Here is an 18,960-nt window from a genome sequence, read left to right as displayed (position 1 = left end):
CAAATAAGATACAAGTAAGAAAATACCCTTTATTGGGTATTTTTTTTATGCCATTATAAAACTATTTTTACATCATAACCAAAACTTATAATATTATGAAAAGAAATTATCTATTAATTACGGCATTTTTATTAAGCATAACCATGACAACTACTTCTTGTTCAAATGATGACGAGGATAATAATGACGATGGAGGCGGAAGTTTAGTGGGACAACCCGGAAACCCAAGATTTAACTTACAATTTACCAATGAAGAAAACGTAGATTTAGACCTTCATGTAGAAACACCAAATGGAATTGAAGTTTATTACGCCAATGCAAATGCTGATGGTGGCGAATTAGATGTTGATTGCTATTGTTCAAGTTGTTCGCAAGGACCTAACGAAAATATTTATTGGGAAGATGGAACTGCACCTACAGGAACATATAAATATTGGGTAGAATACTATGGAGATTGTAATGGCAATAGTGCTAGTTCTAGTTTTACTTTACGTGTCGTAAAAAATAATCAAATAATTGCAACAAGAACAGGGTCACTTTCTAGCGGAATGTCTGATGTTTGGACACACGAACAACAATAACGTTTTCATTCACTAAATTTTAATGTTTATATTTTAAACTACCTATTTTTATAGGTAGTTTTTTTATTTTATAAAAACCAGTATCATAAAGAGCAATGAAAGTAAGAAAGTAGAAAGCGCAATTACTTTCAATTCCGCATCAAATTGCTTTGGGTTTGTAAAATTCACTACTTTTTTAATATGAAAAAATACAGGCACAAAAGCGATTAGAGAACTAAAGAGTATTGGGTGTTTTAGTAGAAACAAATAAATTAAAAAACTGATAAATGCGGTGATAATGATTCCGAAATGGTATTTTAAAGCTTTCTCAGCTCCTATTTTTACCACTAAGGTGTTTTTATTTGAAAAACGATCGTTCTCAATATCACGTATGTTGTTGAGGTTTAAAACCGCTGTAGAAAGCAAACCAATTGTTGTTGCCGGCAAAACAGCAAACCAACTAAAATCCTGATGGTATAAAAATTTTACCCCCAAAACACTTACCAAGCCAAAGAAAATAAAAACAAACACATCACCAAGACCAGCATAACCATATGCTGACTTCCCTACGGTATATTTTATAGCCGCCACAACCGCTAAAACCCCTAAAACCAGAAAAAAGAACACAAACACAAGTTGTTCTTTGGTAAAGGAAAAGTAAATGAGTAAAGCTGCTAAACATAAACAAATAATACTATTGATGACGATCCCTTTTTTCATTTGTTTGTTAGAAATAGCCCCGCTTTGCAATGCTCGTTTGGGTCCTACTCTATGCTCATTATCTGTCCCCTTTATCCCGTCACCATAATCGTTGGCAAAATTTGATAAAACCTGTAGCGAAAGTGTTGTTAGCAGAGCTAAAATGAAGATACCAATATCAAAAAAACCCGCTAAATCCGCTAAAGCAGTCCCCATAATAATACCGGATACCGAAAGTGGCAAAGTACGCAAGCGTGCTGCAGAAACCCAATTTTTAAACTTGCTCATTTACAACATGATTTTGACCAACAACTCTTTATACAAATCTCCTTCGGAAGCAGAGACTGAGTTTACGCCCTTGCTTTTTCCATCAATCTCTCGTAAAGCTTCAATATTTTGACTTATTTTCTTCATGGGGTAATTTTTTGCCGCTGTCACATAATCTTCCATAAAAAAAGGATGAACACCCAAAACCGAAGCAGCATTTTTGTTGCTTTTATCTTTCAAACCGTGATACATCAAAACTTTTGAAAAATAGCTGTATAAAATAGGAACTGTTTTGAGAATGGAATTTTCTTTGGTGTTTTGCGAAAAGTAGTTTACAATCTGGTAAGCTTTTTTATAATCTCTATGGGCTATTGCTTTTTGTAGCTCAAAGTTATTGAAATCTTTGCTCACTCCTATATTTTGCTCAATGTGTTCCGGTGTTATAGTGGTTCCTTCTTCAAAAATCACCTCTAATTTGTCGAGCTCATTATTGATTTTTCCTAAATCGCTACCCAAAAATTCAGCCAATAAATGCACTACTTTTGGAGATGCCTTAAAACCACGGTGCTTCAACTCGTTAGAAATCCAGTTCGGAACTTGATTTTCATACAGTTTTTTACTTTCAAAAAGTACTCCACCAGTTTTAGCAATTGCTTTCGCTAATTTTTTTCGTTTATCTAAAGTTTTATAACGATAACAAATCACCAAAATAGTACTTGGTTGAGGATTTTCTGCATAAGAGGTAAGGTTTTCTATTGTTTTGATAAGTTCTTGCGCCTCTTTTACGATCACCACTTGGTAATCTGCCATCATCGGATAACGTTTGGCGTTGCTCTCGATATCTTCTATTGTAATGTCTTTTCCGTAAAGCGTCACCTGATTAAAAGCCTTTTCGTCTTCAGTAAGCACCTTATCGGCAATAAAATTGGAAATCTTATCGATATAAAACGGTTCTTCGCCCATCAAAAAATAGATAGGCTTTAGGTTTTTGTTAGTAATATCTTTTAGAATCGTGTTTACTTCGTTCATAAAATGATGTCTAAATTTCGCTTAAAGCGGAAAAAGCATTTTCTTTGAAAACTGATGGAAAAACTCAACTTCCCTACATATCAATTTCGTTTCAAAAATACAGAAAATAAAATGGCTGTATTTGATATTGTTCGTAAAAAATTTGTGATGCTCACCCCCGAAGAATGGGTTCGACAACACGTGGTTTGTTTTTTACGGGAACAAAAAAAATATCCGCTACAGCTCATCAATGTCGAAAAGCAACTAAAAGTAAACGACCTTAGCAAAAGGTATGATGTGGTTGGGTTTTATCCTGATGGCCGCATCAATTTGGTCGTCGAATGCAAAGCTCCTTCGGTAAAAATTACACAAACTACTTTTGATCAAATCGCCAGGTATAACCTCTCGTTACAAGCAGATTTTTTGATGGTCACCAACGGATTAGAACACTATTTCTGTCAACTTGACTACGAAAATAAAAAATACCATTTCTTGACAGATATTCCTGAGTTTTCTCTTTAATTTGCATTTATGAGTATTGCCATCGTCATCTTAAATTGGAATGGAAAAGACTTGCTGGAAAAGTTTTTACCTTCGGTAACACAATTTTCTCCAGAAGCAACAATTTATGTGGCTGACAATGCTTCTACAGACAATTCGGTGGCTTTTGTCAAAGAAAATTATCCCGATGTAAAAATCATCATCAATAAAGTAAACGGTGGTTATGCCAAAGGTTATAACGATGCGCTAAAGCAAGTAAAAGAAGACATTTACATTTTACTGAATAGCGATATCGAAGTGACCAAAGGTTGGTTACTCCCAATAAAGACTCTTTTTGAAAGCCATCCGCATGTGGTTGCTGCACAGCCCAAAATTTTAGATTACAAACGAAAAAACTATTTTGAATATGCTGGAGCGGCTGGTGGTTTTATCGATAAGATGGGTTATCCTTTTTGCCGTGGTCGAATCTTTGATACGATTGAAGAAGATCAAGGGCAATACGATACAGAAATTCCTATTTTTTGGGCAAGCGGCGCTTGTCTGGCAGTTCGTCGTGAAGTTTTTGAAAAGTTAAATGGTTTTGATGAAGATTATTTCGCCCACCAAGAAGAGATCGATTTGTGTTGGCGAATTCACAATTTGGGGTATCAAATTTTTTATACGCCAAAAAGTAAAGTTTATCACGTAGGCGGAGCAACCTTAAATACACTCAATCCCAAAAAAACCTTTTATAACTTTAGAAACTCCCTATACAACCTACTCAAGAATGCTCCAGAGAGCCGTAAATATTTTTTGATCTTTACACGGTTTTGTCTTGATGGGCTTGCAGGTATTCAGTTTTTAGCGCAAGGAAAACCAAAGCACTGTTGGGCGATTATCAATGCACATGTTAGCTTTTATCAGAATTTTACAAAAATCCGCCGAAAGGCAAAAACTTCAGGATGTAATACCACTACTTATGCTAAAGTAAATGCTATTGTTTGGCATTATTTTGTCGAAAACAAAAAAAGGTTTAATGAGTTGTAATTCTTTTCAGATAAAACAAAAAATATTGTTAATATTCGATTTACTACTCACCTAATTTTATAGCTTTGGGACTACTAAATCATATCAAAATGAAACGTATTTTATTATTTGGCGCATCGGCAGCCATCGTTTTATGTTCTTGTGTATCACAAAAGAAATACAAAGAACTAGAAACCAAACAGAAAGAAACACAAGATTTGCTAAACACAGCAACTGTAAAGCTCAACTCTTGTCTAGAAGAGCAAAGAGTTGCTACGACTAAGGTAGAAAGCTTACAAGATCAAGTGAGCACCTTAAAAAATACCAATGCTGCTTTATTAAGCAATCAAGGAGATTTGGCAACCTTATCTAAAAAAGGAGCCGAAAACTTAGAAAAATCACTCGAGAGCATCAAAGAAAAAGACATGCAAATCAAGACATTGCGTGATGCGATGAACAAGAAAGATTCGGTGACGCTCGCGTTAGTGACGAGCCTAAAAGGTGCCTTAGGAAATCTTAATGATGAAGATATCGAGATCAACGTAGAAAAAGGAGTTGTTTTTGTTTCTATTTCAGACAAACTTTTATTTAGAAGCGGAAGCTACCAAGTTTCTGATCGTGCAAAAGAAGTTCTTGGCAAAGTAGCTACTGTGGTAAAAAACAAGCCTGATTTTGAATTTATGGTTGAAGGCCATACCGACAATGTGCCGATCAGCAATAATTGTATCGTAGACAACTGGGATTTGAGTACCAAACGTGCCACTGCCATCGTTCGTATTTTACAAAAAGATTTTGGTGTTAATCCAGCAAGAATGACTGCTGCAGGTCGTGGTGAATATGTTCCTGTTGCCGAAAATACTACTACCTCAGGAAAAGCAGCTAACCGCAGAACACGTATTGTGGTTTTACCAAAACTAGATCAATTCTACACGATGATAGAAGAAGGAATGAAAGAAGCTACCGAAGCTTCCAAATCAGGAAACTAATATTAATTTCACTTTTATGGAATGAAAAACCTCTGGTAAAACAGAGGTTTTTTTATGTCGTAAAATAAGGTTCGTACTGCAACACCCGAAAATCTATAGTGGTAAAATCTTTATTTTTAGATTTCAAAAATTTGTACAATGACATACTTCCTACCGCACGATTTGCCGAGCCAGACGGAGCAGTGAGCGAAACGGTTTTGATTGACCTGCCTTCTAACAGAAACTGGTGAATTTTAGGAGTTTCTAAGCTCACTTTCTTCAACTGAATATCCCTATAGGACTTGAGCAATCGCCTGAAAAGATATTCGGGTCCGTTTCTGGAATTTCCTCCGGTAAACAATAAAGTTTCTATACTTGGGTTTTCTCTTAGAATTTCGATCATCGGTCTAAGTTTTGGTTTTAGAATACCCAAGTCAGAAGCATCTATTTTATCGCGGTAAGCGACTTCTACCATATCACAAATGCCTATCTTTTCTCTTTCGAGGAAATTTTTACGTTGCAAAATGGCTGCTTCTGTATTTTCATGTAAAAAATCAATCTTAAAAATCTTTCCAAGAATTTGCCATAATTGCCCATCGCTACTGCCATAACAAAAATCGACGTCGTTTGGTTTTAAATCTCCCGTCGTAAATCTTGGCGGCGGTAAAGTACCCACAATAAGCTTATTGGCGTCTTTAGGAATAAATGGCGGATATGGATGTTGGTGAATGAACAAAGTGCTTGTTTTATTCACATGCTACCTTTTTTATTTTCGCCCCTAGGCCTAATTCTGGGCTTTCTCCCAAAACCGTAGCTTTTTCTTTGTCGTAATAAATTTTGATATTTGTAGTTTGCTTCTGCCCTTCTTGTTCAAAAGTATAGACCGCATCTACAATATGCTCCTCTACCGTACCTGAGAAAGTTCCTTTTCGTTGGTCTTTTTCTGCAGGGAACCAATTGTAAGTTCCGGTTACTTTATCGCCTTCTACATTTATTTCTAACGTATAAGCGTCTTTCATATCGGGATTGGTTTGGTGCGGATATTCACTTTCAAAACAAAGTGTTTTTTTCTCAGTAGATTTATTTCCGTCGTTACAGCCTACTATGGTTATTGGAATAAAAAGTAAGACAAGGTTTTTTAAAATAGTGGTTTTCATAAGTTTATTTTTGATTGAATGACTAAAGTAAGAAATACTTGTTTGAAAAAATCTTTTATTTCAAATAAATATATTTAACCCTGCACTTTTAGCAACTCCTTCCACTGTGTGGTATATCGTGGACTTCGTTCTTCTTTAATGAGCTCCCATTCTTTTTTACGGATACCCAAACTACTTGAAAAAATGGTGGACTTGCCATACTTGGCATTCATATCGTCCATCATTTGCATTAAGTTTTGTTGTTTGCCTGAAAATTCTTGGCAAAACAAATTGGTTTGCACGTAGTTTTCTGAACGCAGTCCACTCAAACAAACCCCTACTTTTTTGTAGCGAAAACCAGGTTTATAAATCTTTCGAAGAATTTTGTTGGCTTCTTTTATGAGTACAAAAGTATTGTTGGTGGGCATTTCTAATTTTACGGTGATACTCGGGTGATACTGCTTATCGAAGTCACTATGGTAATTGGTGTTTAAAAAAACCTGTAAATAGCTCGCGGTAGAGTTTTGCTTTCGCAGTATTTCGCTCACTTCGCTGATGTAATATGCACAAGCTTCCTCAATGATATCGAGTTTTTCGAGCTTTTTCCCAAAAGATTTTGCCGTAGCCACTGCTTTTCTCGGTTGACTGTGGTTCGTTACTTCCATCATTTTTTCGCCACGTAATTCTCGCCACATACGTTCGCCAACAACGGTCATGTTCTTTCGCACCCAGTTTAGCGGAAGTTCGGTAAAGTGATTAGCTGTATAAATGCCAATGTTTTGGAGACGTTTCACATGTTTTCTTCCAATTCCCCAAACATCGGCGATTAAGGTTTTTTGGAGTGCTTCTATTCTTTTTGCTTCCGAATCGATGACAAAAACACCTTCATTTTCAGGAATTTTTTTGGCGAGCTTGTTGGCTACTTTAGACAACACTTTCGTGGAAGCAATCCCCACCCCAACGGGTAAACCCGTGTGTTTTAAAACCTTCTCTTTGATTTCTTTTCCGTAAGCGGATAAATCTTTATGCGATAAACCCGATAAGTCTAGAAAAGACTCGTCGATGCTGTAAGCTTCTAAATGAGGAGAAAAATTTCGTAAAACATTAATCACCCGCTGTGACATTTCGCCGTAGAGCGTGTAGTTAGAGCTAAACATGGTTACTTGGTGGGCTTTCAGTAAGTCCTTGATTTTAAAAACCGGTTGAAACATCGGAATATCGGCAATCTGTTTCGCTTCTTTATTTGCGGCAATGATACAGCCATCGTTATTGCTTAAAACCACCACAGGTTTGCCTTGTAAATCGGCTCTAAACACTTGCTCACACGAAGCGTAAAAACTATTGCAATCGACTAAAGCCATCATTTTACCGCGTGAATCACATACGTAATCACACCCCAAACCAACATTTCCTCTTGCTGTAATTGGGAGGCCATTCGCTTTACTTTAAACACTCCATCTTCAATCACTAAAACCAATTGGTTGTTTTTTGGGGAAATGGACCGATCGATAATCAACACATCGTTGTGGAAAATCTGCACTTCAGAAAGTTTATTACCTTCTATCCGTACAAAAAAAGTGGCGTCTTTATTACGGATGAGCACTTCGTTTAAATCGATAGAAGGTTCGGCGTAATGTGTTGCCGCACTAGGAAATCCGGTATGCGCAATAAATTCTTGCTGATGTTTTACAGCTGTTTTATCTAATTTTCCAAAATCGTTGATATCCATACTGCAAAATTATGGAATATTTCCAATATTATGGAGTTGCAAATCTTATTTTTCTTCTTTTCTCGGTGTAGGTTTGATGATCATCCTAAAATATTGGTCTTTGTAGATGTAGTAACCAATCCAATCGATAAACGTACGCAGCCTATTTTTGAAATTTACCAAGCCCATGATGTGCACAAAAATCCAGATAAACCAAGCTATAAAACCCTTTAGCGCTCCTTTTTGCTTCGGAAAATCCATCACGGCTTTATTTCTACCAATGATTGCCAAAGAACCTTTATCGAAATAGGTAAAAGGCTTCCATTCATTTTTATTTAGACTTAAATTTTTCGCCAAGTTTTTAGCTTGTTGTAAAGCCGGTTGTGCCAATTGCGGATGACCGTTTGGGTAATTTTTATCTCCTGCCACCAAAGCGCAATCACCCAGTGCATAAATATTGTCGTAACCCTCAACGAGATTATAGGCATTCGTTTTTAAACGTTTTCCTGCTCCGAAGCTTTCCTCAGTAAAACCCTCGAAAGTTTTGGCTTTTACACCAGCCGCCCAAATGAGGTTCTCGGTTGCTATCTTTGTTCCGTCGGAAAGAAAAACCGTTTCTCCATCAAAATCCTTAACTAAGGTATTAAGTTTGATTTTTACTCCAAACTCTTTTAATTTCTGATACGTATAGTCTTGGGATTTTTTGGACATCGGCGCTAAAACGGCATCCAAACCATCTATCAAATAAATTTCACCTAAATCTTCTTCGCTCAGTTCTGGATAGTCTTTTTTGATGGCCGACGCCTTCATTTCTGAAAGAATCCCTGAAAGTTCTACGCCTGTTGGTCCGGCACCAGCAATTACAAAAGTGAGTAGTTTTTTACGTTCTTCATTGGTTCTTAATCGGGTAGCTCGGTCTAATCGGGTAAGGATCACATTACGCAATGCCAATGCATCACTAATGGTCTTCATCGGAAGACTGTTTTCTTCGATGTTTTTATTGCCGAAAAAGTTACTTTCGGTACCTGTTGCCATCACCAAAATATCATAGGCAAACCCCCCGTTATTTAAGATGATTTTGTTTTCGGAAGGAACTACTTTTTGAAGTTCGCCTAAACGAAATCGAACACTTTTTTTATCTCGAAGTATTTTTCGAAAAGGATAACTGATTGCCGAAGGTTCCATAAAGCCTGTTGAAACCTGATAAATAAGTGGTGGAAAAAAGTTATAGTTATTGACATCTACTAAAATAATGTCGTACATATCGGAATTACCCAAAGTTTTTACAAACTCAGTTCCTGCAAAACCACCGCCAACGATTACGATTTTCTTTTTCATGAAAAAATTATTTTCGTTACAGCGGAATCATACCACGAATCAATTTCGCGAAAGCTTATTTAGCAATATTTACCGCTCTAGTTTCTCTGATTACCGTGACTTTTACCTGCCCAGGATAAGTCATATCGGTTTGGATTTTTTGGGAGATATCAAACGAAAGACTTGAAGCCTTGTCATCGTTTACCTTTTCGCTTTCTACAATTACCCGCAGTTCTCTACCTGCCTGAATTGCATAAGCTTTTTTAACGCCACCAAATCCAAAAGCAATATCTTCAAGGTCTTTTAAACGCTGGATATACGAGTCTAAAACTTGACGTCTTGCACCTGGCCTTGCGCCGCTTATCGCATCACAAACCTGAATGATGGGTGAAAGCAACGAAGTCATCTCGATCTCATCATGGTGTGCTCCTATGGCGTTACAAACTTCTGGTTTCTCGCCGTATTTTTCTGCCCATTGCATCCCAAGAATTGCGTGAGGTACTTCGGTTTCGGTATCAGGCACTTTTCCGATATCGTGCAATAGTCCTGCTCTTTTGGCCAGTTTTGGGTTAAGTCCCAATTCGGCTGCCATCACTCCACAAAGTTTTGCTACTTCGCGTGAGTGTTGTAATAAGTTTTGACCGTAAGAAGAACGGTATTTCATTCTACCTACCGTTTTTATCAATTCTGGATGTAAACCGTGAATTCCGAGGTCAATTACCGTACGTTTTCCTATTTCTATGATTTCTTCGTCGATCTGCTTGCGGGTTTTCTTGACCACTTCTTCGATACGCGCTGGGTGAATTCTACCATCGGTCACTAACTTGTGCAACGAAAGTCTCGCCACTTCTCTTCTTACGGAATCGAAACAAGAAAGAATAATCGCTTCTGGTGTATCGTCGACGATAATTTCTACACCTGTTGCTGCTTCTAGGGCTCTGATGTTACGGCCTTCACGACCAATAATTCTACCTTTGACATCGTCGCTTTCTAAATTAAACACCGACACACAATTGTCTACGGCTTCTTCAGTACCAATACGCTGGATGGTATTGATCACAATTTTCTTTGCCTCTTGTTGTGCCGTGAGTTTTGCTTCTTCGATGGTATCTTGAATAATCGCCATCGCGTCGGTTTTTGCTGTTTCTTTTAGTGATTCTATCAATTGTGTTTTGGCTTCTTCGGCACTGATACCACTAATCACTTCCAGTTGTTTGACAATACTCTCGTGAGCTTTATCTACTTCCTCTTGTTTTTTCTCTATATACTCCGATTTATAATCGATTTCTTTAAGCTTTGCTTCAAGTTCGCTATTGAGTTTTTTATTTTTTGAAAGTTCGCTAGACACATGCGATTCTTTATCACGTGTGCGTTTTTCTGCGTCAGCTATTTTTTTATCTCGCGAAAGAATTACTTTTTCGTGTTCAGCTTTCAGCTCTATAAACTTTTCTTTTGCCTGTAGAATTTTGTCCTTCTTTTTCGATTCGCCCTCAGAATGTGCTTCCTTTAAGATTGATTTGGCCTCTTTTTTTGCCTGATTGATAATCGAACTGGCTCTTTTTTTCTGAAAAAATCTTCCTAAAATATATGCAAGTGCAAAGCCTATGATAACACCTGCGATTGCTGTGATTGTTAGTTCCATAAATGTGTATATATAAAAAAAGCCTGTACTAGTTGAAAATTTTGTATAAACCCCTAATGACAGGTTTAGGGTTAACAAACTGATCAAGGATCCGTTCTAAGACGGCTTGCTTTTACAGCTTAAACTCACCCTTCTCAAATGTGTAATTGTTGAGTTTATCAAATATATGTAACTAATACAGGCAGTAAACCTTAGTTTATTTTAATGAACGTTGTTTTTTAAGTGATCGTCTAGTAAAGCTGTTAAATCTTCTAATTTTTTTGTCGCTTCTTCTACTTCACCACTGTTATTTATTGTATGTTGTTCTGTTTGAGCAGCAAATTGTAAGGCACACATCGCCAATACATCTTGCTTGTCTCGTACAGCATAATTTTGTTCAAATTGCTTAATAACTTTTTCTATATTTTTTGCCGCTTTGCGCAAACCTTCTTCTTGACTTGGGTCGATATTAAGCGGGTAAACCCTATCGGCTATAGAAATTTTTATTTTTAATTTATCACCCATTTTTAGTATTTATTTTATTCTGAAAACTGAGTGATGCAATTATCAATCTCTTTTATTAAGCTATTTATCTTGAGTTTGGTAACTCGTTTATATTCGTTACTGCCTAATAAAGCGTTGGCAGATTTTAAACTTTCATGATCTTGATGTAGTGTTGTTAATTGATACTCTAACCCAGCAATCACTTCATCTTTTTGATCTAAATCACGTTTTAAATCTTCTTGTTGAGCCTTTAACTGCTCATATTTGTGAAGTAATTTACTGAGTTTGTTTTCTAACGAGTCTACTAAATCAATCAAATTACTCATTTTGCCAATGCAATTATTACTACAAATTTAAACATACTTATCGTAATATACCAACTGTTTTTTAACATTTTTATTTTTAATGCAGCTTTGAGCTATCAGCGGATTATAAATTTTGAATTATGAATTAGGGGTTTGCTGTTAGTAAGTTTACATTTTTCGGTTTTTAGTTTATGGCTTGAGCGTATGAACTTCAAACAGTTTTTAATTTTTGGAATTAGTAACCCTAAAAACGGCTTATTTTTAATTTCTGTAAGAATTGTCAAAAATATTCGCAGAAAGGTATTGAAGCAAGGGACGAGTGAAACGGTTTCCCTTGCGGAAGATAAGAATGGTTTTGTAACAATTCGGAGAAATTAAAATAAGCCTAGATTTTTTGTATACTTTTTCATCAATGGAAAAAGTATATTTATAAAGTTTGCCATAACTTAAATTTTATCTCTTCATTTTGCCTTGATGCAAAACGAAGCAAAAAATCAAGACTCAAGTTTCTTCTTGACCCACCACGCTTTGTAGACTAAATTAAAAGAACTTGTTCACATGGTGAACTTCAAACAGCTTTTAATTTTTAACGTCCACTTCAGCTATGGGTGCCCCAATGCGAAACTTAGGTCGGTTGTGATGACAATACAAGAAACTCTTTTAAAAGAATGACAAAGTATTCTCATTATTGGGACTGCTTCATTCCGTCCCGAAGGCTCGGGATCGGGATTCGCAATGACGTGTTCAAAAGTTTCAGATTTAAAAGCTTCAAGTTCAGCTCCCTTTTCAATTTCAATTTTTAAAAAGAAAAAATCCTATTTTTATAATAATTCTTGGCAATTGTAGTTATTTTTGAATATGAAGTTATACATCCTCAGCTTATTTTTACTCTTATCAAGTATTTCTTATGGTCAAGCACCTTTACCACAAGACTATTTTGATAGTCCGCTAGAGATACCACTTATATTATCAGGCACTTTTGGTGAATTGCGTTCTAATCATTTTCACAGTGGACTAGACATCAAGACCCATCAGCGAACTGGCTTAAACGTGCTCGCTTCTGCGGAAGGTTATGTCAACCGCATCAAAATAAGTCATTATGGATACGGAAAAGCTTTATACATACAACATCCAAATGGTTATAGCACGGTTTACGCGCATTTAGAAAAATTTTCTCCCACAATAGAAGCCTATATCAAAAAAGTACAGTACGAAAAAGAAAGCTACGAAGTAGAAGTTTTCCCTACCGCTGGCGAACTTAACGTAAAACAAGGAGAGTTGATCGCTTACAGCGGAAATAGTGGCGGAAGCGGCGGACCACATTTACACTTTGAAATCAGGGACAGTTCGGCCCGACCAATAAATCCGTTTGAGTTTGGAATTGATGTTTCTGACAGTCGACACCCAGATATTTTAGGCGTTTATGTTTATCCACAAGATGGTGGTTCACACGTCAATAAAAATAGTGGCTTTCAATCGGTGAACTTAAGGCATCTAGGCGACCACGTGTATAAAGCTGAACCGCTAAAAGCTTACGGAAAAATAGGTTTTGGCATCGCTACCTCAGACCGATTGGACAACGCTGTAAATCGAAACGGGGTTTATGACATCGAGACTTTTTTAAACGGGAAGAGCCTATTTCACGCCAGTTTTACCCGTTTTAGTTTTGCCGAAACAAGACACCTCAATCAATATATCGATTACGGCTATTTTCAGAAACACAAACGTAGGATCCAAAAACTTTATAAAAAACCCAACAATCCGCTAAGTTTACTTTCCGCGTCAAGCGAAATGGGGTTTATGGTTATTCAAGACAGCTTAAATTATGATTATGAAATTGTAGTGAAAGACTTTAAAGGCAATCAAAGCAAGATTATTATCCCAATAATTTCTGAAAAATTAAATGATTCCGAAATCACTTCCGTGGAAACGAAAACTACTCCTTATTTTGTACAAGCCGGTCAAGCCGCCGTTTTTGACGAAGCAGGTTACGATATTTATATTCCGCAAAACGCACTATACGAAGACACTTACTTAGACATTAGAAAAGAAGGAAATGGCATCGTTGTGCACAACGATGAAACCCCTTTACACACCAATATCACTATTGGTTTTGACGTAAGCATGTATAGCGAAGAAGACAAAGAGCGACTTTATATTGCACGTATGTCTGATTGGGGAACTCCTTATTATACTGACACTTATAAGCTCAAAAACAGGTTTACTACCAAAACCAGAACTTTTGGTAAGTATGAGTTGCATTCAGATACAACAAAACCGACGATAAAGCCTGTAAATTTTAGAGAAAAGCAATGGATGTCTAATCACTCAAGTTTAGTTTTTGAGATCGATGATAAAGAAACCGGGATTAAAAACTACCGAGCCACCATCAACGGTAAGTTTATTTTGATGGAATACGATTATAAAACCAACCGATTGGTTCATTATTTTAGTGACAATGTGATTTCTGATACCGAAAACAATTTAAAAATCATCGTGCTTGATAATGTAGGAAATAGTAGTACATTTGAAGGCACTTTTTACCGAAAGAACTTAAACTAAGACCTTGAAAAAACAGTTTCTCCTCCTCTTTTTTATCATTGCTTCGATAGGTTTTGCACAAACTGCAGAAGTAAAAGGGATAGTCCTCGACGAAAATAATACTCCTGTTCCTGCTGCCAATGTTACCTATAACAATTTGGGAACACTGACCAACGAAAATGGTTTTTACCAATTGGAAATTCCGGCAAACCAAGAAATCACTATCAAGATAAGCTACGTTGGTTTAAAAAGTGTTACGTTTCCCGTTTATCTTTCAGAAGGAGAATCGATAGAGTTCAACCCCGTTTTAAAAACCGATGTCGAACAAATCACAACAGTTGTGATTACGGGTAAGGAAAGAAATGTCGTAGAAGGCTTAACCACCATATCACCCGAAACGATCAGAAAAATACCTGGAGCAAATGCAGGTGTTGAAAATTTACTGAAAACACTTCCTGGCGTTTCGTCGAACAATGAGTTGAGCACCCAATATTCGGTACGTGGCGGAAATTATGACGAAAACTTAGTCTATGTGAACGAAATTGAAGTGTACCGGCCTTTTCTCATTCGCTCTGGACAGCAAGAAGGTTTAAGCTTTGTAAACACCGATATGGTAAGGGATGTCAATTTTTCTGCAGGAGGGTTTCAGGCAAAATATGGCGACAAACTATCCTCTGTTTTAGACATCGAATACCGAAGACCAACCGAATTTGGTGCTTCGCTAGATATGAGTTTGTTGGGCGTAAATTCGTCTATCGAAGGAACCACCAAAAACCAAAAACTTTCAGCCATTTTGGGCGTTCGTTACCGTAACAACAGCCTTTTTGTAAATTCACGAGATATCGAAGTAGACTACAACCCTTCGTTTATCGATGCTCAAACGTACATCACTTATCAAGTCAACAAAAAGTTTGAATTAGGTTTTTTAGGAAATTTTTCTTCCAATAAATACGATTATGAACCCGTTGCCAAAGAGACCAATTTCGGAACCTTACAAGAACCTAAAAAATTGGTTATCTTCTACGAAGGTCAAGAAGAAGACCGCTACCAAACCTATTTTTCGGCTATCAAAGGTTCTTACGATGTCTCGGAAAATTTTACGGCAAAACTTATCGCTTCTGCCTTCAATACCCAAGAACAAGAACATTTTGATATATTAGGACAATATTTTTTAAGTGAGGACGTCAACACCAACATTGGCGGTGATGATTTAGGTGAAAGTGAATATTTAGAAGGTTTGGGTTCGCAACTCAATCATGCCAGAAATGACCTTGATGCCCTTATTTTTAATATCGAACACAAAGGAAACTATAGCAAAAACAATCATCAAATCGATTACGGAATCAAATATACCCATGAAGACATAAGAGATCGCTTACGCGAATATGAAGTAATCGATTCTGCTGGATTTACTATCCGTCCTCCTTTTGATGATATCGAAAACAACCAACCTTACGAACCTTACGATGCTCCGCTTGAGCCCTATATTTCTGTCAGAGCCTATAACGAAAAAGTGATCAATCGTTTACAAGCCTACGCACAATGGAGTTATAAAACCAAACTCAATAATTCACAACTATGGCTGAATGCAGGAGCAAGAAGTCATACTTGGACTGTCGACGACCAAAAATCTGAGAAAATTACTCAAACCGTCATTAGCCCAAGAGCACAAGTGGCTTTAAAACCTGACTGGAAAAACGATATAATCTTTAGGCTGTCGGGAGGTTTGTATTACCAACCGCCATTTTACAGAGAACTTAGAAATAGAAACGGTGAAGTGAACCCCGATTTAAAAGCCCAAAAATCGTATCACATCATCGCCGGAAACGAGTACAGTTTTAAATGGGGAAAAGAAAAAGATAAACCCATGACCTTGATTACTGAAGTTTACTATAAAGATTTAACCGATGTCAACCCGTATACGATAGAAAATGTAAGGGTTCGTTACGCTGCTGAAAACAACGCCAAAGCATACGCCTATGGTTTTGATGCGCGTTTGAGTGGCGAATTGGTTCCTGGCGCAGAAAGTTGGTTGAGTTTTGGTTATTTAAAGACACAAGAGAACATCAACGACAGAGGTTATATTTCCCGACCTACCGATCAGCGTTTGAAATTTGCGGTACTTTTTCAAGATTATATCCCAAATATACCTTCGATTAGGTTGTACCTCAATATGGTTTATAACACCGGACTTCCTGGTGGATCGCCTACTTATGCAGATCCGTACGATTACCAGAGTAGATTACCCAATTACCACCGTGTAGATGCTGGTTTTTCTTATGTGATTGTAGACGAAGCCAAAGAAAATACACGTACCAATTGGCTCAAAACCTTCAAAGGTTTAGCAGTTGGCTTTGAAATCTTTAATGTATTTGACAGGCAAAACTCTATCACGAGAACTTTTGTACGCGACGTTTACTCGAAAAGAATTTTTGGCACACCCAATTATTTAACACCAAGACTTTTCAACTTGAAGTTAAGTATGCGATTCTAGCTGTTTACTTGCTCTTTTAACACCTCAATCACGTAGTCTAATTCTTCTTTGGTATTGAATTTTGAAAATGAAAAACGAAGTGCTGGTCTTTTGAGGTCTTCTTCCGAAAGAAAAGCATTTAACACGTGAGAACCCAATTGGCTGCCGCTTTGGCAAGCACTACCTTTAGAACAAGCAATTCCTTTTAAATCTAACTGAAATAACAACATCGCGCTTTTTTCTGGTGGAATTGGTAGACCTACATTCACCAATGTATAAGTACTTTTTACTTTATCTAAACAACCCCCGTTAAATTTCACTTCAGGGATTTCCTTTTTTAATTGTTCAACAAAATATGTTTTCAGACCTTCTACATAAGGTTTCTCTTCTTTTAAGTTTTCGTATGAAATTTTAAAAGCTTCTTCTAATCCTACGATATTATGAACACCTTCGGTTCCGGCTCTAAAGCCACGCTCTTGTTCGCCTCCAAAAATAAGCGGTTTTAAGCCACTGTTCTTTCTTATATAAGCAAAACCTACTCCTTTTGGTCCGTGAAACTTATGTGCACTTACGGCACAAAAATCTACGTTTACTTCTTGTAAATCGATTTGGTAATGGCCGATAGATTGCACCGTATCACTATGAAACATGGCTTGGTTTTCCTTACACAAGTCTCCTACCCTTTTGATATCTAAGATGTTTCCTATTTCGTTATTGACATGCATGAGGCTTACAAGGGTTTTCGCCTCTGAGCTTTTTAAACGCTTTTCTAAATCATCTAGATCGATACTTCCACAGTCTTTTAAATTGACGTACTCTACTTCTATTCCGTGGCAACTCTGCAACTGATTAACGGTATATAAAACCGCATGGTGTTCTATTTTTGAAGTAATGATACGTTTTACCCCCAAATCTCTTACCGCACTGTTCAAAGCTAAATTATCGGCTTCCGTTCCGCCAGAAGTAAAAACAATTTCGCTCGTAGTTACGTTTAGGTATTTTGCAATTGTTTTTCTCGCATTCTCGATGTATGATTTTGCCGCACGACCAAACGCATGCGTAGAAGAAGGGTTCCCAAAGGTCATGTGTAGGACTTCGGTCATCTTTTCTACCACTTCTGGTCGAAGTTGTGTCGTGGCTGCGCTATCTAAATATACATTTTTCATGAGTAAACGATTGTAAAAATTGTCGAGCAAAAGTAACAATTTTAAATTATTTTTAACATCATAAAGGGTTACAAGATTTTCTTGTAGATTTGTGTAATAATTATAGCATGATGAAAAACTTAGTTCTTTTTATAGCTCTGACGCTTGTTATAGCCAGTTGTGATGATGGTGATATAATTGTAACCGATTTTGATTTTGATGAAGAAAGTCAGCTACAGCTTTGCAACAACAACGAAAAAACGATTGTTTTCGCCATTAATACCGATCCTTCTGAAAGTATTTTTTTAGAATTTAATGATCCAGATTTTTCAGGAGCATATCCTGACTTAGAGCAAAACGACACCATTGTTCAGATCAATACTAACAATAAGCTTACTTACCGTAGTTTTAGATCGAATATAGATGCCGAATATTTTTGTAACGCTGTTCCTCCTGCAAATATCGATGTGACCGAAGAATATGTTTCCACCAATGGTGGTCAAGTTACTTTTGTGAGAACTTCTACGCCAACCAACGAAGATGATGCCGACCAAGATGGTATTCCTGATGTTGATGAAGGTAGAGCTACCGAGCAAGATTCAGATGGTGATGGCATTGCAGATTATTTAGACACCGATGATGATAACGACAACGTGCTTACTTCAAATGAGATCAACCTGGCTATCGAAAATCCAGAAGACGAATATCCTGATACTGATGGTGACGGAATTCCGAATTATCTTGATACCGATGATGATAATGACGGAACCCCAACCCGAAACGAAGATCTAAACGCAGAAGATAATGATACACCAGAAAATGTTAACCCTGCAAATGACGATACCGACAACGACGGAATTCCTAATTATCTCGATACCGATGATTCTGCTAGTGTAAGCATTGTTTCTAACCGCTTGAATATTCTTAACCGAAGCTTTAAAAATATCGCTGTCGCGGAAAATGTAACGCTTAAGAATTCGGCGAATGGTGAAGAAATAAAAATTGAGACCTTAATTCTGGGGAGTTTTACGGTCAGCGCTTCGGTGGTGATTAGTAATAATTAGTGATTAGTGGTTAGCGGTTAGCGGTTAGCGGTTAGCGGTTAGTGGATGTACGTCCCTGATATAGGTTGACCACTAAAGTCAATTTATATGAAAGCTAATTTAAAATTAATCAAGAAACAACGTAAGTTTTCCGAAGCATTT

The 18,960-nt window shown here is 37.0% G+C and carries 18 protein-coding genes and 1 other RNA gene; 7 read left to right on the top strand and 12 right to left on the bottom strand.

Features of this window, described 5'->3' with window-relative positions:
• The first annotated feature begins 95 nt into the window (after positions 1-95).
• Positions 96-581, top strand: a complete 486-nt coding sequence (locus DNG35_RS09225) for a YfaP family protein (protein ID WP_111128335.1) — start codon at positions 96-98, stop codon at positions 579-581.
• Between the two features lie 63 nt (positions 582-644).
• On the opposite strand, the gene menA is transcribed toward DNG35_RS09225, so the two are convergent.
• Positions 645-1,547, bottom strand: a complete 903-nt coding sequence (gene menA / locus DNG35_RS09220) for a 1,4-dihydroxy-2-naphthoate octaprenyltransferase (RefSeq protein WP_111128332.1) — start codon at positions 1,545-1,547, stop codon at positions 645-647.
• Positions 1,548-2,555 (bottom strand): DNA polymerase III subunit delta, encoded by a 1,008-nt coding sequence (gene holA / locus DNG35_RS09215; protein WP_111128328.1) that lies wholly within the window; start codon positions 2,553-2,555, stop codon positions 1,548-1,550.
• Positions 2,556-2,609: 54 nt separating this feature from the next.
• On the opposite strand from holA, the gene DNG35_RS09210 reads away from it, so the two are divergent.
• From DNG35_RS09210 to DNG35_RS09200, 3 genes are all read left to right on the top strand, one after another.
• Positions 2,610-3,056, top strand: a complete 447-nt coding sequence (locus DNG35_RS09210) for a type I restriction enzyme HsdR N-terminal domain-containing protein (protein ID WP_111128325.1) — start codon at positions 2,610-2,612, stop codon at positions 3,054-3,056.
• Positions 3,057-3,065: 9 nt separating this feature from the next.
• Positions 3,066-4,061 (top strand): glycosyltransferase family 2 protein, encoded by a 996-nt coding sequence (locus DNG35_RS09205; protein ID WP_111128322.1) that lies wholly within the window; start codon positions 3,066-3,068, stop codon positions 4,059-4,061.
• 89 nt (positions 4,062-4,150) lie between these two features.
• Complete coding sequence (locus tag DNG35_RS09200; RefSeq protein ID WP_111128319.1) at positions 4,151-5,026, top strand: OmpA family protein; 876 nt, start codon at positions 4,151-4,153, stop codon at positions 5,024-5,026.
• 52 nt (positions 5,027-5,078) lie between these two features.
• Here DNG35_RS09200 and DNG35_RS09195 read toward each other — a convergent pair whose 3' ends face one another.
• From DNG35_RS09195 to DNG35_RS09155, 9 genes are all read right to left on the bottom strand, one after another.
• Positions 5,079-5,759 (bottom strand): uracil-DNA glycosylase family protein, encoded by a 681-nt coding sequence (locus tag DNG35_RS09195; RefSeq protein ID WP_233494476.1) that lies wholly within the window; start codon positions 5,757-5,759, stop codon positions 5,079-5,081.
• The gene (locus tag DNG35_RS09190; protein WP_111128316.1) at positions 5,752-6,162 is read right to left on the bottom strand and encodes a hypothetical protein; all 411 of its coding nucleotides are present in this window, start codon (positions 6,160-6,162) and stop codon (positions 5,752-5,754) included. The genes DNG35_RS09195 and DNG35_RS09190 overlap by 8 nt, the downstream gene beginning before the upstream one ends.
• Positions 6,163-6,236: 74 nt before the next feature.
• Positions 6,237-7,502: a Y-family DNA polymerase gene (locus DNG35_RS09185; RefSeq protein ID WP_233494475.1), complete on the bottom strand. Its 1,266-nt coding sequence runs from the start codon at positions 7,500-7,502 to the stop codon at positions 6,237-6,239.
• Positions 7,502-7,870 carry a S24 family peptidase gene (locus DNG35_RS09180; protein ID WP_111128311.1) on the bottom strand — a complete coding sequence of 123 codons (369 nt, stop codon included), beginning with the start codon at positions 7,868-7,870 and terminating at the stop codon, positions 7,502-7,504. Before DNG35_RS09180 ends, DNG35_RS09185 begins: the two co-directional genes overlap by 1 nt.
• Positions 7,871-7,915: 45 nt before the next feature.
• Positions 7,916-9,187, bottom strand: a complete 1,272-nt coding sequence (locus DNG35_RS09175) for an NAD(P)/FAD-dependent oxidoreductase (protein WP_111128309.1) — start codon at positions 9,185-9,187, stop codon at positions 7,916-7,918.
• A 55-nt stretch (positions 9,188-9,242) separates the two neighbouring features.
• Complete coding sequence (gene rny / locus DNG35_RS09170) at positions 9,243-10,808, bottom strand: ribonuclease Y (RefSeq protein ID WP_111128306.1); 1,566 nt, start codon at positions 10,806-10,808, stop codon at positions 9,243-9,245.
• Between the two features lie 47 nt (positions 10,809-10,855).
• Positions 10,856-10,963: non-coding RNA, 6S RNA (ssrS, locus tag DNG35_RS09165), on the bottom strand.
• A gap of 46 nt (positions 10,964-11,009) precedes the next feature.
• Complete coding sequence (locus DNG35_RS09160) at positions 11,010-11,312, bottom strand: cell division protein ZapA (RefSeq protein ID WP_111128303.1); 303 nt, start codon at positions 11,310-11,312, stop codon at positions 11,010-11,012.
• A gap of 14 nt (positions 11,313-11,326) precedes the next feature.
• On the bottom strand, positions 11,327-11,617 hold the full coding sequence (locus tag DNG35_RS09155; protein ID WP_111128300.1) for a hypothetical protein: 291 nt from the start codon (positions 11,615-11,617) through the stop codon (positions 11,327-11,329).
• An 837-nt stretch (positions 11,618-12,454) separates the two neighbouring features.
• On the opposite strand from DNG35_RS09155, the gene DNG35_RS09150 reads away from it, so the two are divergent.
• Together DNG35_RS09150 and DNG35_RS09145 are read left to right on the top strand one after the other, a co-directional pair.
• Entirely contained in the window at positions 12,455-14,158 is a 1,704-nt protein-coding gene (locus DNG35_RS09150) for a M23 family metallopeptidase (protein ID WP_111128296.1), read from the top strand.
• A 4-nt stretch (positions 14,159-14,162) separates the two neighbouring features.
• Positions 14,163-16,631 (top strand): carboxypeptidase-like regulatory domain-containing protein, encoded by a 2,469-nt coding sequence (locus DNG35_RS09145; RefSeq protein WP_233494474.1) that lies wholly within the window; start codon positions 14,163-14,165, stop codon positions 16,629-16,631.
• Here the strand turns inward: DNG35_RS09145 and DNG35_RS09140 are convergent.
• A complete protein-coding gene (locus tag DNG35_RS09140; protein WP_111128293.1) occupies positions 16,628-17,776 on the bottom strand; it encodes a cysteine desulfurase family protein in 1,149 nt (382 codons plus the stop codon). The two genes, DNG35_RS09145 and DNG35_RS09140, sit on opposite strands and share 4 nt — an antisense overlap.
• A 110-nt stretch (positions 17,777-17,886) precedes the next feature.
• On the opposite strand from DNG35_RS09140, the gene DNG35_RS09135 reads away from it, so the two are divergent.
• Entirely contained in the window at positions 17,887-18,819 is a 933-nt protein-coding gene (locus DNG35_RS09135; RefSeq protein WP_111128290.1) for a hypothetical protein, read from the top strand.
• The last annotated feature ends 141 nt before the right edge of the window (positions 18,820-18,960 follow it).

It is taken from the genome of Mesonia sp. K7 (assembly GCF_003233725.1).
In the GTDB taxonomy this organism is placed as follows: Bacteria; Bacteroidota; Bacteroidia; order Flavobacteriales; family Flavobacteriaceae; genus Mesonia.
Note: the sequence above shows the minus strand (reverse complement) of the source record. Positions and strands in the feature narration are given on the sequence as shown.

Excerpts from the sequence above, each read along its gene's own strand:
- DNG35_RS09135 (WP_111128290.1), top strand. The coding sequence starts at position 17,887 with ATGAAAAACTTAGTTCTTTTTATAGCTCTGACGCTTGTTATAGCCAGT.
- DNG35_RS09175 (WP_111128309.1), bottom strand. The coding sequence starts at position 9,187 with ATGAAAAAGAAAATCGTAATCGTTGGCGGTGGTTTTGCAGGAACTGAG.
- DNG35_RS09185 (WP_233494475.1), bottom strand. The coding sequence starts at position 7,502 with ATGGCTTTAGTCGATTGCAATAGTTTTTACGCTTCGTGTGAGCAAGTG.
- DNG35_RS09160 (WP_111128303.1), bottom strand. The coding sequence starts at position 11,312 with ATGGGTGATAAATTAAAAATAAAAATTTCTATAGCCGATAGGGTTTAC.
- menA (WP_111128332.1), bottom strand. The coding sequence starts at position 1,547 with ATGAGCAAGTTTAAAAATTGGGTTTCTGCAGCACGCTTGCGTACTTTG.
- DNG35_RS09190 (WP_111128316.1), bottom strand. The coding sequence starts at position 6,162 with ATGAAAACCACTATTTTAAAAAACCTTGTCTTACTTTTTATTCCAATA.
- DNG35_RS09210 (WP_111128325.1), top strand. The coding sequence starts at position 2,610 with ATGGAAAAACTCAACTTCCCTACATATCAATTTCGTTTCAAAAATACA.
- DNG35_RS09180 (WP_111128311.1), bottom strand. The coding sequence starts at position 7,870 with ATGGATATCAACGATTTTGGAAAATTAGATAAAACAGCTGTAAAACAT.
- DNG35_RS09150 (WP_111128296.1), top strand. The coding sequence starts at position 12,455 with ATGAAGTTATACATCCTCAGCTTATTTTTACTCTTATCAAGTATTTCT.
- DNG35_RS09225 (WP_111128335.1), top strand. The coding sequence starts at position 96 with ATGAAAAGAAATTATCTATTAATTACGGCATTTTTATTAAGCATAACC.
- DNG35_RS09140 (WP_111128293.1), bottom strand. The coding sequence starts at position 17,776 with ATGAAAAATGTATATTTAGATAGCGCAGCCACGACACAACTTCGACCA.
- DNG35_RS09155 (WP_111128300.1), bottom strand. The coding sequence starts at position 11,617 with ATGAGTAATTTGATTGATTTAGTAGACTCGTTAGAAAACAAACTCAGT.
- DNG35_RS09200 (WP_111128319.1), top strand. The coding sequence starts at position 4,151 with ATGAAACGTATTTTATTATTTGGCGCATCGGCAGCCATCGTTTTATGT.
- rny (WP_111128306.1), bottom strand. The coding sequence starts at position 10,808 with ATGGAACTAACAATCACAGCAATCGCAGGTGTTATCATAGGCTTTGCA.
- holA (WP_111128328.1), bottom strand. The coding sequence starts at position 2,555 with ATGAACGAAGTAAACACGATTCTAAAAGATATTACTAACAAAAACCTA.
- DNG35_RS09205 (WP_111128322.1), top strand. The coding sequence starts at position 3,066 with ATGAGTATTGCCATCGTCATCTTAAATTGGAATGGAAAAGACTTGCTG.